At 72.4% G+C, this 12,616-nt stretch carries 13 protein-coding genes; 6 read left to right on the forward strand and 7 right to left on the reverse strand.

What is annotated here, in order from left to right; genetic code table 11:
- Positions 1 to 22: 22 nt before the first annotated feature.
- Positions 23 to 850, reverse strand: a complete 828-nt coding sequence (locus OG252_RS20170; RefSeq protein ID WP_329337697.1) for an enoyl-CoA hydratase/isomerase family protein — start codon at positions 848 to 850, stop codon at positions 23 to 25.
- 211 nt (positions 851 to 1,061) lie between these two features.
- On the opposite strand from OG252_RS20170, the gene OG252_RS20175 reads away from it, so the two are divergent.
- A complete protein-coding gene (locus OG252_RS20175) occupies positions 1,062 to 1,700 on the forward strand; it encodes a hypothetical protein (RefSeq protein WP_329337699.1) in 639 nt (212 codons plus the stop codon).
- A 15-nt stretch (positions 1,701 to 1,715) separates the two neighbouring features.
- Here the strand turns inward: OG252_RS20175 and OG252_RS20180 are convergent, their stop codons facing one another.
- Both OG252_RS20180 and OG252_RS20185 read right to left on the reverse strand, forming a co-directional pair.
- Positions 1,716 to 2,846, reverse strand: a complete 1,131-nt coding sequence (locus tag OG252_RS20180; protein ID WP_266434505.1) for an adenylate/guanylate cyclase domain-containing protein — start codon at positions 2,844 to 2,846, stop codon at positions 1,716 to 1,718.
- Between the two features lie 122 nt (positions 2,847 to 2,968).
- Entirely contained in the window at positions 2,969 to 3,829 is an 861-nt protein-coding gene (locus OG252_RS20185; protein ID WP_329337702.1) for a biotin--[acetyl-CoA-carboxylase] ligase, read from the reverse strand.
- A gap of 110 nt (positions 3,830 to 3,939) precedes the next feature.
- Between OG252_RS20185 and OG252_RS20190 the strand changes: the two genes are divergently transcribed.
- Positions 3,940 to 5,559: an acyl-CoA carboxylase subunit beta gene (locus OG252_RS20190; RefSeq protein ID WP_266434509.1), complete on the forward strand. Its 1,620-nt coding sequence runs from the start codon at positions 3,940 to 3,942 to the stop codon at positions 5,557 to 5,559.
- 17 nt (positions 5,560 to 5,576) lie between these two features.
- Positions 5,577 to 5,786: an acyl-CoA carboxylase epsilon subunit gene (locus OG252_RS20195; protein WP_266434510.1), complete on the forward strand. Its 210-nt coding sequence runs from the start codon at positions 5,577 to 5,579 to the stop codon at positions 5,784 to 5,786.
- Between the two features lie 80 nt (positions 5,787 to 5,866).
- On the opposite strand, the gene OG252_RS20200 is transcribed toward OG252_RS20195, so the two are convergent.
- On the reverse strand, positions 5,867 to 6,991 hold the full coding sequence (locus OG252_RS20200) for an SGNH/GDSL hydrolase family protein (protein WP_329337705.1): 1,125 nt from the start codon (positions 6,989 to 6,991) through the stop codon (positions 5,867 to 5,869).
- Between the two features lie 132 nt (positions 6,992 to 7,123).
- On the opposite strand from OG252_RS20200, the gene mmpB reads away from it, so the two are divergent.
- Complete coding sequence (gene mmpB / locus OG252_RS20205) at positions 7,124 to 7,252, forward strand: morphogenic membrane protein MmpB (protein WP_266434514.1); 129 nt, start codon at positions 7,124 to 7,126, stop codon at positions 7,250 to 7,252.
- A gap of 33 nt (positions 7,253 to 7,285) precedes the next feature.
- Complete coding sequence (locus OG252_RS20210) at positions 7,286 to 7,897, forward strand: Maf family protein (RefSeq protein WP_266434516.1); 612 nt, start codon at positions 7,286 to 7,288, stop codon at positions 7,895 to 7,897.
- 22 nt (positions 7,898 to 7,919) lie between these two features.
- Here the strand turns inward: OG252_RS20210 and OG252_RS20215 are convergent, their stop codons facing one another.
- Positions 7,920 to 8,411 (reverse strand): hypothetical protein, encoded by a 492-nt coding sequence (locus OG252_RS20215; protein ID WP_329337708.1) that lies wholly within the window; start codon positions 8,409 to 8,411, stop codon positions 7,920 to 7,922.
- A 396-nt stretch (positions 8,412 to 8,807) separates the two neighbouring features.
- Here OG252_RS20215 and OG252_RS20220 point away from each other — a divergent pair, with 396 nt between their 5' ends.
- Positions 8,808 to 10,580, forward strand: coding sequence for an acetyl/propionyl/methylcrotonyl-CoA carboxylase subunit alpha (locus OG252_RS20220; protein ID WP_329337710.1), 1,773 nt, complete (start codon positions 8,808 to 8,810; stop codon positions 10,578 to 10,580).
- Between the two features lie 110 nt (positions 10,581 to 10,690).
- Here the strand turns inward: OG252_RS20220 and OG252_RS20225 are convergent, their stop codons facing one another.
- Both OG252_RS20225 and OG252_RS20230 read right to left on the reverse strand, forming a co-directional pair.
- On the reverse strand, positions 10,691 to 11,392 hold the full coding sequence (locus OG252_RS20225; protein WP_329337712.1) for a hypothetical protein: 702 nt from the start codon (positions 11,390 to 11,392) through the stop codon (positions 10,691 to 10,693).
- A gap of 144 nt (positions 11,393 to 11,536) precedes the next feature.
- On the reverse strand, positions 11,537 to 12,529 hold the full coding sequence (locus tag OG252_RS20230) for a helix-turn-helix transcriptional regulator (RefSeq protein WP_329337714.1): 993 nt from the start codon (positions 12,527 to 12,529) through the stop codon (positions 11,537 to 11,539).
- Positions 12,530 to 12,616 lie beyond the last annotated feature (87 nt).

A 12,616-nucleotide genomic window follows, 5' to 3' on the forward strand; every position in this document is an offset into this window, starting at 1 on the left:
CCCCGGCAGCAACCCCGGTGCTCTACTCCCCCGGCCAAGAGGGACGCCGTTTCTCGTTGAACGCCGCCACCCCCTCCGCCCGGTCCCCCGAGAACGCCGCCGCCCGCCAAGCCGCGTCCTCGACCTCCAGCCCCGCCCGCAGATCCAGCCCCTGCCCCAGCCGCAGCGCCTTCTTCGCCGCCCGCAGCCCCACCGGCGAGTTCCCCGCGATCCGGGACGCCAGGGCCAACGCCTCCTCGCGGTCGCGTCCCTCCTCCACCAGCACATCGACGAGGCCCAGCGAGGCCGCCTCCCCGGCCTCCACCCGCCGCGCCGTGAAGATCAGCTCGGCCGCCCGGGCGGCCCCCACCCGCCGCGGCAGCAACTGCGTGCCGCCGCCGCCGGGAATCACGCCGACCGACACCTCTGGCAGCCCCACCACGGCCGTACGGTCCGCCACGATCAGGTCGCAGGCGAGCGCCAGCTCGAAGCCCCCGCCCAGCGCGAACCCGTGCACGGCGGCGATCGTCGGGACCGGCAGCTCCAGGACCCCGGTGTACGCCCCGCGCGCCACCGGCCGCTGCCGCACCAGATCCGCGTCGGTGAAGGAGTTCCGCTCCTTGAGGTCGGCGCCGACGCAGAAGGCCCGCTCATGGGTGGAGGTCACCACGACCACCCGAACCTCACGATCCGCGCCCAGCGCCGCGCACGCCCCGGCCAGCGACCGGGCCATCTCGGTCGAGACGGCGTTCATGGCCTTCGGCCGGTCCAGGGCCAGTTCCGCGACATGACCGTCAGCCCCGTCAACCCCGTCAGCCCCCTCCGGGTGTCGCCGCACCAGCACGAACTCCCCGAACCGCTCCTCGCTCATGACACCCTCCCGGTTAACGACGGTTAACGTCCTTCGCTCCGATCATCGCAGCCGAGCCCCGCCGGGGAAAGGGCGGGCCGGTTCCCGCTTCCGCGCCCGACACCCCGTTCGAGTGACATCCCGCCCGACTCCCGTTCCACTGCACAAGGGAGCGCATAACGTGCGTCCGCCACAGCGCACAGGGGGCGCGGGCGCACGGGGAGGGATCGCGATGACGACGAGGGACACACCGGCGGCGTGGGCGGAAAGAGACAGCGCGGCGGACGAAGCCGTACCGCCGGAGTCGTACGGCACCGGAACCCGGCTCTGGACGCCCCGCGGCCGGCACCGGCGCCCCCGCCCCCGCAAGGTGCTGCTGGCGGCGGGCGGCCTGGCCCTGGCGGCGGGCGCGCTGAGCTTCGTACGGCTGACCCCCGACGCGGGCGTCGGCGGCCTCGGCAGTGCGGAGGTGGAGCCCCGTCCCGACCCGGAGACCGGCCCGGAACGGTCGGCCGACACGGCCGCCACGGTCGCGGCCGTCACCCCCGAGGTGAGCCCGTCGGCGACCACCGTCCTGGGCGGTCCGAGCGCGCTGCCCACCAGGGGCGTGTCCCTCGCGACCCCCGCCCCGACCGCGGGGTCGTCCCGGCCGACGCCCACGTCCGTCCCCGAAGCACCGAAGCCGACCGGCAGCGCGGCGCCCGCCGCACCCCGGCCGCCGGCGACGTCCGCCGCCGGCACCCCGGCCCCCGCGCCGAGCAGCACGCCGACTCCGCCGGCCCCGCAGCCGGACCACCCGGACCGGCCCGGTCTGTGCCTGCCGGTCATCGCCGTGTGCGTGGACCACCCGCTGGCGGCCCGGCATCACTGAAAGCGCTGCCGGGGACTACGACTCCCCGGCCCGCCGCGTCAGCAGCCACGGCTCGACCACGCCGAGCCCGCGCACCGGCCGCTGCCACATCGGCTGCAGCGCGAAGCGGTAGGTCGGCGGCTCCTCGCCCTCCTTCTCGGCGGTCGCCGCGGCCTCGGCCGCCTCCGCCTCGGAGGCGGGGGCCTCGCCGGTGCGGATCAGTTCCTCCGCGAAGGCGCTGTCGACGAGGACCGCGTCGCGCGGGGCTATCGACGTCAGCCGGGAGGCGAGGTTCACCGTCGTACCGAAGACATCGCCCATACGAGTGGTGACCGTGCCGAAGGCGATGCCGACCCGCAGCTCGGGCATCGTCTCGTCGTTCGCCATGGTCTCGATGAGCCTCAGGGCGATCTCGGCGGCGACCCCGGCGTCGTCCGCCGCGTACAGCACCTCGTCGCCGAGCGTCTTGACGAGCCGTCCGCCGCGCGCGGCGACCAGGTCGGCGGCGGTGGTCTCGAAGGCCTCGACGAGTTCGCCGAGCTCCTCCTCCTCCATCCGGCGGGTCAGCCGCGTGAACCCGACGAGATCCGCGAAGCCCACGGCCAGGCGCCGGTCGACCATCTCCTCGTCGTCGGCGGTCTGGACGACCCGGCCGGCCGAGGCGGCGAGCTGGCGACGCCAGACGTAGACGAGGAACTCCTCCAGCTCGGGCAGGAGCAGCTCGATGATCGGGTACGTCACCTCGGTGCGGGTCATGCCGGGCTCGGGCGGCTCGGTCAGCCCCTCCAGGAACGAGTCGATCTGCCACTCCGCCAACCGGGCGGTGGTCTGCCCCGTGGAGCGCGCCACCTGCACGGCCATCGCCTCGCTCAGCAGCCCCGCCTCCACGAGACCGGAGAGCCGGCGCAGCGCGAGCACGTCGGCCTCCGTGAGCGCCTTGGCCTGGCCGATGTCGGCGAAGCCCATGGCCCGCCAGAAGCGGGTGGCCAGCTCCACGGAGACGCCCGCGCTGCGCGCCGCCTGAAAGGGGGTGTAGCGCCGCTCGGCGCCCAGAATGAGCTGTTCGATGCGGAGGGCGAGCGGGTCCTCGCCCTCGCCGGACTCGGCGGCATCGGGGTCTGCCCGGCCGTCCGCGTCCGCGCCGGAGCCCGTGTCGTCGACGGTCACGCCTGCTGCCCTTCCGATCTGTCACGGTCAGGTATCGACCGGCCTCAACTCTACGGCAGGTGTGCGCCAGCTCACTCCGGGAGGAGAGAGGGGCTTCACGTCCGGGGCGGAGCCCCAAGCTCCTACGCGGGCCGCAGGTGCACCACGTCCCCCGCCCCCACCGGCTCCTGCACTCCCTCCTCCGTGGCGATCACGAGCCGCCCGTCCCCGTCGACCGCCACCGCCTCGCCGACCACCGACCGATTTCCCGGCAGCTCCGCCCGCACCACCCTTCCCAACGTCGCGCATCCCGCCGCGTACGTCTCCTGCAAACCGCTCGCCGCCGGATCGCCCCCGGCCGCCCGCCAGCGCCCGTACCACTCCTCCAGCGACCGCAGCACTCCCCGCAGCAGCGGATCCCGGTCCGTGTTCACGGCGCCCGCCAGCGCCAGCGACCCCGCCTGCGGCACCGGCAGCTCGTCCGCGCGCAGGCTGACGTTGATGCCGATCCCGACGACCACTCCGTCGTCCCCGGCCCGCTCGGCGAGGATGCCGCCGGCCTTGCGTTCCTCGCCGCCCACGGTCACCAGCAGGTCGTTGGGCCACTTGAGTGCCGTGTCGACGCCCGCCACCCGCGACAGCCCCGTCGCCACCGCCACCCCGGTGAGCAGTGGCAGCCAGCCCCAGCGGGCCACCGGGATCCCGCCCGGCTTCAGCAGGACGGAGAAGAACAGCCCCGAGCGGGGCGGTGCCGTCCACCGGCGGTCGAGACGGCCCCGCCCGGCCGACTGCTCCTCCGCCACCAGGACCGCGCCCTCGGCCGCCCTGCCCTCGGCCACCAGGGCCACCAGGTCGGAATTGGTGGAGCCGGTGCGCTGCACGATCTCGACCCCGGACCACAGGCCGCCGTCCCGTACCAGTGCCCTGCGCAGCGAGGCACCATTGAGCGGAGGGCGGTCCAGGTCGGACCAACGGCTGTCGTCTGAGGCATCTTGCGGCGTCATGCAACCCACCCTAGGTGTGGTAAACGCCGCACTGCCGATGGGTAGGCACCGCACTACTCTACGGATGAGTAACCGTCCCCCCTTTTGAGCAGGCAGGGAGCCGCATCCCGATGTCCGAGCCGGAAGAGCGTCACGCGATCCACGAGACCCAAGGGATCGACATCCACACCACCGCGGGCAAGCTCGCGGATCTCCAGCGCCGCATCGAGGAAGCGACGCACGCCGGCTCCGCACGCGCCGTCGAAAAGCAGCACGCCAAGGGCAAGTTGACGGCCCGGGAGCGGATCGAGCTGCTGCTCGACGAGGACTCCTTCGTCGAGCTCGACGAGTTCGCCCGGCACCGCTCCACCAACTTCGGCCTCGACCAGAACCGCCCGTACGGCGACGGCGTGGTCACCGGGTACGGCACCGTCGACGGCCGCCCCGTCGCCGTGTTCTCCCAGGACTTCACCGTCTTCGGCGGCGCCCTGGGCGAGGTGTACGGCCAGAAGATCGTCAAGGTGATGGACTTCGCGCTGAAGACCGGCTGCCCGGTCATCGGCATCAACGACTCCGGCGGCGCCCGCATCCAGGAGGGCGTGGCCTCCCTCGGCGCGTACGGCGAGATCTTCCGCCGCAACACCCACGCGTCCGGCGTGATCCCGCAGATCAGCCTCGTGGTCGGCCCCTGTGCGGGCGGCGCGGTCTACTCCCCGGCGATCACCGACTTCACCGTCATGGTCGACCAGACCTCGCACATGTTCATCACCGGCCCGGACGTCATCAAGACGGTCACCGGCGAGGACGTCGGCATGGAGGAACTGGGCGGCGCCCGCACCCACAACTCCGCCTCGGGTGTGGCGCACCACATGGCCGGGGACGAGAAGGACGCCATCGAGTACGTCAAGCAGCTGCTGTCGTACCTGCCGTCCAACAACCTCAGCGAGGCCCCGGCGTTCCCGGAGGAGGCGGACCTCGCCGTCACCGACGAGGACCGCGAGCTGGACGCGATCGTCCCGGACAGCGCGAACCAGCCGTACGACATGCACACGGTGATCGAGCACGTCCTGGACGACGCCGAGTTCTTCGAGACGCAGCCGCTGTTCGCGCCGAACATCCTCACCGGCTTCGGGCGGGTGGAGGGCCGTCCCGTCGGCATCGTCGCCAACCAGCCAATGCAGTACGCCGGTTGTCTCGACATCAGGGCCAGCGAGAAGGCGGCCCGCTTCGTGCGGACCTGCGACGCCTTCAACGTCCCGGTCATCACCTTCGTGGACGTCCCCGGCTTCCTGCCGGGCGTCGACCAGGAGCACGACGGCATCATCCGCCGCGGCGCCAAGCTGATCTACGCCTACGCGGAGGCGACGGTCCCGCTCATCACCGTCATCACCCGCAAGGCCTTCGGCGGCGCCTACGACGTCATGGGCTCCAAGCATCTGGGCGCCGACCTCAACCTGGCCTGGCCCACCGCCCAGATCGCCGTGATGGGCGCCCAGGGCGCGGTCAACATCCTGCATCGCCGGACCATCGCCGAGGCCGAGGCCGCCGGGGACCTGGAGGCGACCCGGGCGCGGCTCATCCAGGAGTACGAGGACGCCCTCCTCAACCCCTACATCGCGGCCGAGCGCGGCTACATCGACTCCGTGATCATGCCGTCCGACACCCGCCGGCACGTCGTACGGGGCCTGCGTCAGCTGCGTACCAAGCGGGAAACCCTGCCCCCGAAGAAGCACGGCAACATCCCCCTCTAGGACCTCCAGGAGCCGTCATGACGATCAAGGTGGTACGGGGCAACCCGACCCCGGAGGAGCTGGCCGCCGCCCTGGCGGTGGTCCGCGCCCGCGCCGCGGCGGCGGCAGCGACCCCGCCCGGCGCACCCGCCTCCCAGGACGCCTGGGCGGACCCGGCCCGCATCGCGGCACACCGGCTCCCGCAGCCGGGGCCGACGGCGTGGGGCCGCACCTACTGGCCCGGGTGAGGAACACGCCCCAGGGGCGCGGGGCTGGATCAATGTGCGGCTCCGCCGCGTGGGCGCGGCCCGCCCCCACGCACCCGCAGTCACAAACGGCGCAGGACGGCTTCGGCCATCACGACGTACCCCTCGTCATTGGGGTGCAGGTGATCGCCGAAGTCGTACGCGGCCCGCAGCCGGTCCGGGTCCGCCGGATCGGCCAGGGCACGCCGCAGATCCACCACGGCGTCGTACTCCCCCGCGCACCGGATCCACTCGTCGGCCTCGTGGCTCGCCTTGGCCGCATGCTCACCCCAGTGGTCCGACCCCGCGAACGGCAGCAGCGTGCAGCCGATCACCCGAAGCCCGCGCTCCCTGCCCTGCCGTATCAACTCCCGGTGGCCGGCGACGACGTCCGCCGCCTCCACCACCGGTGCCGGCTTGTACGTCGGCTGTTCGTCGGTCTCGCTGAACCCGATGTCGTTCAGCCCGATCAGCACGACCACGGTGTCCACCCCCGCGAGTTCCAGCACGTCCCGCCGCAACCGGTGGACGCCCTTCTCCCCGTACCACGCTGAGTCGTTGAGCAGCAGGTTCCCGCCGATCCCGGCATTCAGGACCGGCCGCCCGGTGCGCCGCGCCAGCGCGTCGGACCAGCGGCGGTCGGCGCCGGGCGTGGAGCCGAACCCGTCGGTGATCGAGTCGCCGAAGAGGGCGATGCCGTCGGTGCGGCCTCCGTCGACCTCGACGGCGGACAGGAAGTACCAGGACTCGGTGCTCGCGTCGAAGCCCTCGCCGCCGGTGTCCGCGAGCAGGTCCCCCTCGCCCCGGTAGCTGGTCGTGAAGGCCTGGGCGTGGAAGGTCGCGGGGCCGGTCGTCGCGTCGAAGTACAGCGTGACCGTCACCGGCTCCCCGGCCGCCACGGCGAGTTCGGCGGCGTCACTGACGGCGTGTCCGCGCGCCGGAAGCGAAACGTCGTACGCCCCCTCGAAGGTGAGCCGCGTCGGTGACTCCACCGCGGCCCCCGCGGTCGCCCGGCCGACCGTGGCCCCCGCGACGCGGAGCGGCGAGGTGCCGTACGCGTTCGAGAGCCGGATCCGGACCCGGCCGCCGCCCGCGGTCAGCCGTACGACCTGACGGACGGACTGGCGCCAGAAGCCCTCCCGGGACCAGTTGGGGGTGAAGCCCTCGGCGGGCAGCTGGGGTGACGCGGTCCAGGCAGCGGTGAACATGACACGTCCTCTCCAAACGGGACTGAAGTTCTTTTAGGTTAACGGAACGACAGACCCTTTTACGACCCGCCGGTGGGAAGTTGAGTACGCGTACTCAGGCGCCCTCCACGAAACCCCCGCACGCTGGAAACCATGCTGTGGTCCGACCCCGAGAACGAGCCGCCGAAGGAACTGCGTGACACGCAGGCCATGCTTCGGCGGCTGGGTGTCCTCATGGCGCTGGCCATGGTGCTGGCGATGATCGTGCTCGGGGTGAGGTGAGCCCCCTGGAACGGCCGCCGATACCCTGGCCGCATGACTGATCAGCCGCGCCGCCGACTCGTCCTCGCCTCCCAGTCCCCCGCCCGGCTCGGTCTGCTCCGCCAGGCCGGACTCGACCCCGAGGTGATCGTGAGCGGCGTCGACGAGGACGCCGTCAGCGCGCCGACCCCCGCCGAACTGGCCCTCGCCCTGGCCGAGGCGAAGGCCTCCGTGGTGGCGGCGAAGCCCGAGGTCAAGGGCGCCCTGGTGATCGGCTGCGACTCGGTGCTCGACCTGGACGGCGAGGCCCTGGGCAAGCCGGCGGACGCCGAGGAGGCCACCGCCCGCTGGAAGTCCATGCGCGGCCGCGCCGGCACGCTCCAGACCGGGCACTGCGTCTACGACACGCGCAGCGGGCGGTACGCCTCCGCCACCGCCTCCACCGTCGTCCGCTTCGGCGAGCCGACCGACGAGGAGATCGCCGCATACGTCGCCTCGGGCGAACCCCTCTACGTCGCCGGGGCGTTCACCCTCGACGGCCGCTCGGCCCCGTTCATCGACGGCATCGACGGCGACCACGGCAACGTGATCGGCATCAGCCTGCCCCTCGTACGGCGGCTGCTGGCCCAACTGGGCGTCGGCATCACGGAACTGTGGACGCCCTAGGACAAGTGACCGAAAGGGGCGGTCAGGGGGTGCTGGGCGCCTGCGGGGGCGTGAGCGGCGAGCCGCCGCCCTTGGTGCCGTCCGGCGCCTCGTCGGCGGGCTCGGGCCCGGACCCGGATTCACCCTGCCTGTCGTACGTCATCAGCAGCAGCACGATGAGCGCCAGCACCACCATCATGAACACGAACTCGGGCCGGCCCATCAGCCCCCACGCGAACGCGCCCAGCAGGGCGTGCACCACGGCCGCGCTGATCAGCAGGACGCGGCCGAGGCCGGCCGGCGGGCGGTTGCGCAGGGCGACCAGGAGCGCGACCACGCCGCAGAGCACGAAGTAGAGGCCGAAGACGAAGCCGCTGACCTTCGACGACGTGGACATCACGTCCGGGTCGAGCCCGGCCAGGGACATCTGCTGGTTGTCGACGACCGTCCCCAGGAGCCAGTTCAGCCCGACGACCCCGAGCGCCTCGACGAAGAGCACGACCGCCACGATCCACGCCACCGGTCTGCGCACCACCGGTCCCACCCACTTCCGAGCTGTTCGAGTACCAGCTGTTCGAGTACCACTCGAGCAAGGCTGCCGTTACCCGAAGTACGTTCGGGACAGACCGAACGCTACTAACGGGTAAACCCACGGACAAGACTCCGGCGGAGGGCAAAGAATCATTGGGCCATTCGTAGGGACTCCACAAAGAAACCCTGTGGCCCGCAGCACGCTCTCATAGAGACCTTGGCCACAAAGGAGGGCTAGGGTTTCGACAGAAGTCCTGCGTTCCTAGGTGCGACAAGGGATTTCACGGTCGGGCCGGCCCCGCATCACGCTCCGTGTGGGCAAGCTCACCAGTCGGCACGGGTCGAAGTGTCGTGTCGGCAGTCCCTAAACTCGGCTTGTTTCAAGGAGGGAGCCTCAATCGTGCGCAAGGTGCTCATCGCCAACCGTGGCGAAATCGCTGTCCGCGTGGCCCGGGCCTGCCGGGATGCCGGTATCGCGAGCGTGGCCGTCTACGCCGACCCGGACCGGGACGCTCTGCATGTCCGCGCCGCGGATGAGGCGTTCGCCCTGGGCGGTGACACTCCCGCGACCAGCTATCTCGACATCGAGAAGGTGCTGAACGCGGCGCGTGAGTCCGGCGCCGACGCCATCCATCCCGGCTACGGATTCCTCTCCGAGAACGCCGATTTCGCCCAGGCGGTCGGGGACGCGGGGCTGATCTGGATCGGCCCGCCGCCGCAGGCCATCCGCGACCTCGGCGACAAGGTGGCCGCCCGGCACATCGCCCAGCGCGCCGGCGCCCCGCTGGTGGCCGGCACGCCGGACCCGGTGAGCGGTGCCGAGGAGGTCGTCGCCTTCGCCCGGGAGCACGGCCTGCCCATCGCGATCAAGGCCGCCTTCGGCGGTGGCGGGCGCGGCCTGAAGGTCGCCCGCACCCTCGAAGAGGTGCCCGAGCTGTACGACTCGGCGGTCCGCGAGGCGGTCGCCGCCTTCGGGCGCGGCGAGTGCTTCGTCGAGCGCTACCTGGACAAGCCCCGGCACGTCGAGACCCAGTGCCTGGCCGACCAGCACGGCAACGTGGTCGTGGTCTCCACCCGCGACTGCTCCCTCCAGCGCCGCCACCAGAAGCTGGTCGAGGAGGCCCCGGCGCCCTTCCTCTCCGACGCGCAGGTCGCCGAGCTGTACGCCTCCTCCAAGGCCATCCTCAAGGAGGCCGGCTACGTCGGCGCCGGCACGGTGGAGTTCCTGGTCGGCGTCGACGGCACGATCTCCTTCCTGGAGGTCAACACCCGCCTCCAGGTGGAGCACCCGGTCACCGAGGAGGTCGCCGGCATCGACCTCGTCCGCGAGATGTTCCGCATCGCCGACGGCGAGGAGCTCGGCTACGGCGACCCCGAGCTGCGCGGCCACTCCTTCGAGTTCCGCATCAACGGCGAGGACCCGGGCCGCGGCTTCCTCCCGGCCCCCGGCACGGTCACCACGTTCGCCCCGCCGTCCGGCCCGGGCGTCCGCCTGGACGCGGGCGTCGAGTCCGGCTCGGTCATCGGCCCGGCCTGGGACTCGCTGCTGGCCAAGCTGATCGTCACCGGCGCCACCCGCGAGCAGGCCCTGCAGCGGGCCGCCCGCGCCCTGGAGGAGTTCCAGGTCGAGGGCATGGCCACCGCCATCCCGTTCCACCGGGCGGTCGTCAAGGACCCGGCGTTCGCTCCCGAGCTGACCGGCTCCGCCGACCCGTTCACGGTCCACACCCGCTGGATCGAGACCGAGTTCGTCAACGAGATCAAGCCCTTCGCCGCCCTCACGGACATCGAGGTCGACGAGGAAGCCGGCCGCGAGACGGTGGTCGTCGAGGTCGGCGGCAAGCGCCTGGAGGTCTCCCTCCCGGTCTCGCTGGGCATGTCCCTGGCCCGCACCGGCCTCGCGGCGGGCGCCAAGCCCAAGCGCCGCGCGGCCAAGAAGTCCGGCCCGGCGGCCTCCGGCGACACCCTCGCCTCTCCGATGCAGGGCACGATCGTCAAGATCGCGGTCGAGGAGGGCCAGGAGGTCCAGGAGGGCGACCTGATCGTCGTACTCGAGGCGATGAAGATGGAACAGCCGCTGAACGCGCACAAGGCCGGCACCATCAAGGGCCTGTCCGCCGACGTCGGCGCGTCGATCACATCCGGCGCGGCGATCTGCGAGATCAAGGACTGACGGCCTTTCCGGTACGACGTCCCGAGGCGCCCGGCGGACTGAAGCGATCAGTCCGCCGGGCGCCTCGTTTTCCCCGTTCCCCCGTCGGTCCCGGGTCTCTTGCGGTCGGTCTATCGCGCCCGCACCCAGCCGGTGCCGTGGCGGGCGACGACGAGGCCCGCGGCACCGAAGGCGACGGCCATCATCAGGAACGACAGGACGGTCACCGGCAGCAGACCGCTCGCGAAGCCGACGACGTTCAGCGGCATGGACAGGATCAGCAGCCAGGCCGCCCAGACCGGGACCGTCCGGCCCCGCAGCAGGGCGGCGCCGAGCAGGATCGCGCCGATGACGTGGGCGGCGACGAAGTAGAAGGACGGAATCGCGTTCACCGCGAGCGCGAACGTGCCGTCCGTGACGTCGACCAGTGCCTCCCGGCTCACGCCCTCGTCGAGGCCGCCCAGCACGACCTGGTCCATGGACGGCGTGGTCGCGATCGCCATCCAGCCGGTGCCGAGCACGACGAGCCCCCACAGGCCGAGCTTCGGGGCCCGCGTCATGGCCAGCAGGCCCACCGCGAGCGTGCCCGGCACCAGCAGGACCAGTCCGAACACCCAGGCCCACTGCGCGAGCTCGACCAGTGCTTCGTCCTCGGCGATGGCCGTGACGATCTCCCTCGTCGAGTCGTCGGTGCCGTACGGCAGCACGCCGATGGTGACGGCGAGCAGCAGCGGGCTGAGCGCGGCCGAAAGCGCCAGCAGGACGCGCCCGACCTGGGATCCGGCAGGGTCTCGCACGGCGGCGGCGGGCGTGCGGGACGGCGTGGTGGTCATGAGCTCCCCCTTGGCGGCCGGCCCCGTGCGCGGGGCGCCTTCCGCCAGTGAAGCGACCGGGGGCGGACGCAGACCATCCGTCAATTCTGAGGGGTTGCGACATGTCGCCCGAGTCCGTATATGGCCCGAGCGCCCTGCGCGGTCTCAGTCCGTCAGCAGCCCGAGGTCGCGCCCCCGTCGCAGCAGGGCCGCCGTGTGGCCGGCGTCCAGCTTGCGGTGCAGGGAGGCGATGTAGCCCCGCACGGTGGCGGGCGACAGGCCCATCCGCCGGGCGGCCTGCGTGGGCGTGAGGCCGCTGTGGAGGTGGCGGAGGGTGCGGTGCTCCTGCTCGGTGACACCGAACAGACCGGCTACGGCCCGCGCGCGGGAGAGGTCGCGGAGCAGGAGCAGCGCGGGGCGGCCGGCGGCGGCCGCGGGGATGTACCGCACCTCGACATGGCGTGCGGTGAAGCAGGCGGTGGTCCCGGTGAGCCGGGGGTCGTCGCGCAGCGCCGCCAGCAGGTCGGCGGCCACGGCGTTCAGCGGCTGGGGGCGGCCGGTTTCGTCGAAGGCGGCGACCCCGCAGCCCTGGCCGCCGGCGAGTTCGAGGGCGGCGGCGGCCAGGGCGAGCAGGCGCTGCCGCTCGGCCAGCCGGCGCTCGACGGCCTCGAGGTGCAGCTGGGCGAAGCTCAGCAGGTCGCGTTCCCGGTCGGTGAAGTCACGGCCGGCCCGGGCCAGCGCGTACCCCTGTACGGCGGCCGAGTCCGCACCGGCCGACGCCACCAGGTGCCGGCACAGCCCGAAGGGCCGGAAGTCCAGGTTGTAGCAGTGGGTGCGCCGCCATTGGCGCTCCCCGGCGACATCGCTCACCCGCCAGGCCGCGGGGCTGGGCGCCTGCAGCATGATCTCGGTCAGCGGGTGGTCCAGCGGATGGTCGTAGATCACCATCGGATCCGCGTGGAAGGACTCCGCGGGCAGGGAGAACGCGGACACCCCGTCCCCGTTCGCCGACAAGCGGTACCGCTGCCCCGCGTCGGCGGGCACCAGCGTCATCACCGCGGTCAGCGCCCGCTCCCACAGCTCCTCGGCGCGGGTGGCGTCCTCCAGTTCGCGGGTCAGCTCCAGCACGCGCCGCACGTCCGCACCGGTGATCTCCATGCGCACTCCCCCGAGCGTCCCCTCGATCAGGACCGGCCCATGAAGAAGACGGTACGGCGGCGACCGGCCCCCGGAACCCCTCCCGCG

This window comes from Streptomyces sp. NBC_01352, assembly GCF_036237295.1.
GTDB lineage: Bacteria > Actinomycetota > Actinomycetes > Streptomycetales > Streptomycetaceae > Streptomyces > Streptomyces plumbiresistens.

What these genes read in the sequence shown, in the direction of transcription:
- OG252_RS20225 (WP_329337712.1), bottom strand. Translation starts at nt 11,392, where the DNA reads ATGACCACCACGCCGTCCCGCACGCCCGCCGCCGCCGTGCGAGACCCT.
- OG252_RS20190 (WP_266434509.1), top strand. Translation starts at nt 3,940, where the DNA reads ATGTCCGAGCCGGAAGAGCGTCACGCGATCCACGAGACCCAAGGGATC.
- OG252_RS20230 (WP_329337714.1), bottom strand. Translation starts at nt 12,529, where the DNA reads ATGGAGATCACCGGTGCGGACGTGCGGCGCGTGCTGGAGCTGACCCGC.
- OG252_RS20195 (WP_266434510.1), top strand. Translation starts at nt 5,577, where the DNA reads ATGACGATCAAGGTGGTACGGGGCAACCCGACCCCGGAGGAGCTGGCC.
- OG252_RS20210 (WP_266434516.1), top strand. Translation starts at nt 7,286, where the DNA reads ATGACTGATCAGCCGCGCCGCCGACTCGTCCTCGCCTCCCAGTCCCCC.
- mmpB (WP_266434514.1), top strand. Translation starts at nt 7,124, where the DNA reads ATGCTGTGGTCCGACCCCGAGAACGAGCCGCCGAAGGAACTGCGTGAC.
- OG252_RS20170 (WP_329337697.1), bottom strand. Translation starts at nt 850, where the DNA reads ATGAGCGAGGAGCGGTTCGGGGAGTTCGTGCTGGTGCGGCGACACCCG.
- OG252_RS20185 (WP_329337702.1), bottom strand. Translation starts at nt 3,829, where the DNA reads ATGACGCCGCAAGATGCCTCAGACGACAGCCGTTGGTCCGACCTGGAC.
- OG252_RS20200 (WP_329337705.1), bottom strand. Translation starts at nt 6,991, where the DNA reads ATGTTCACCGCTGCCTGGACCGCGTCACCCCAGCTGCCCGCCGAGGGC.
- OG252_RS20175 (WP_329337699.1), top strand. Translation starts at nt 1,062, where the DNA reads ATGACGACGAGGGACACACCGGCGGCGTGGGCGGAAAGAGACAGCGCG.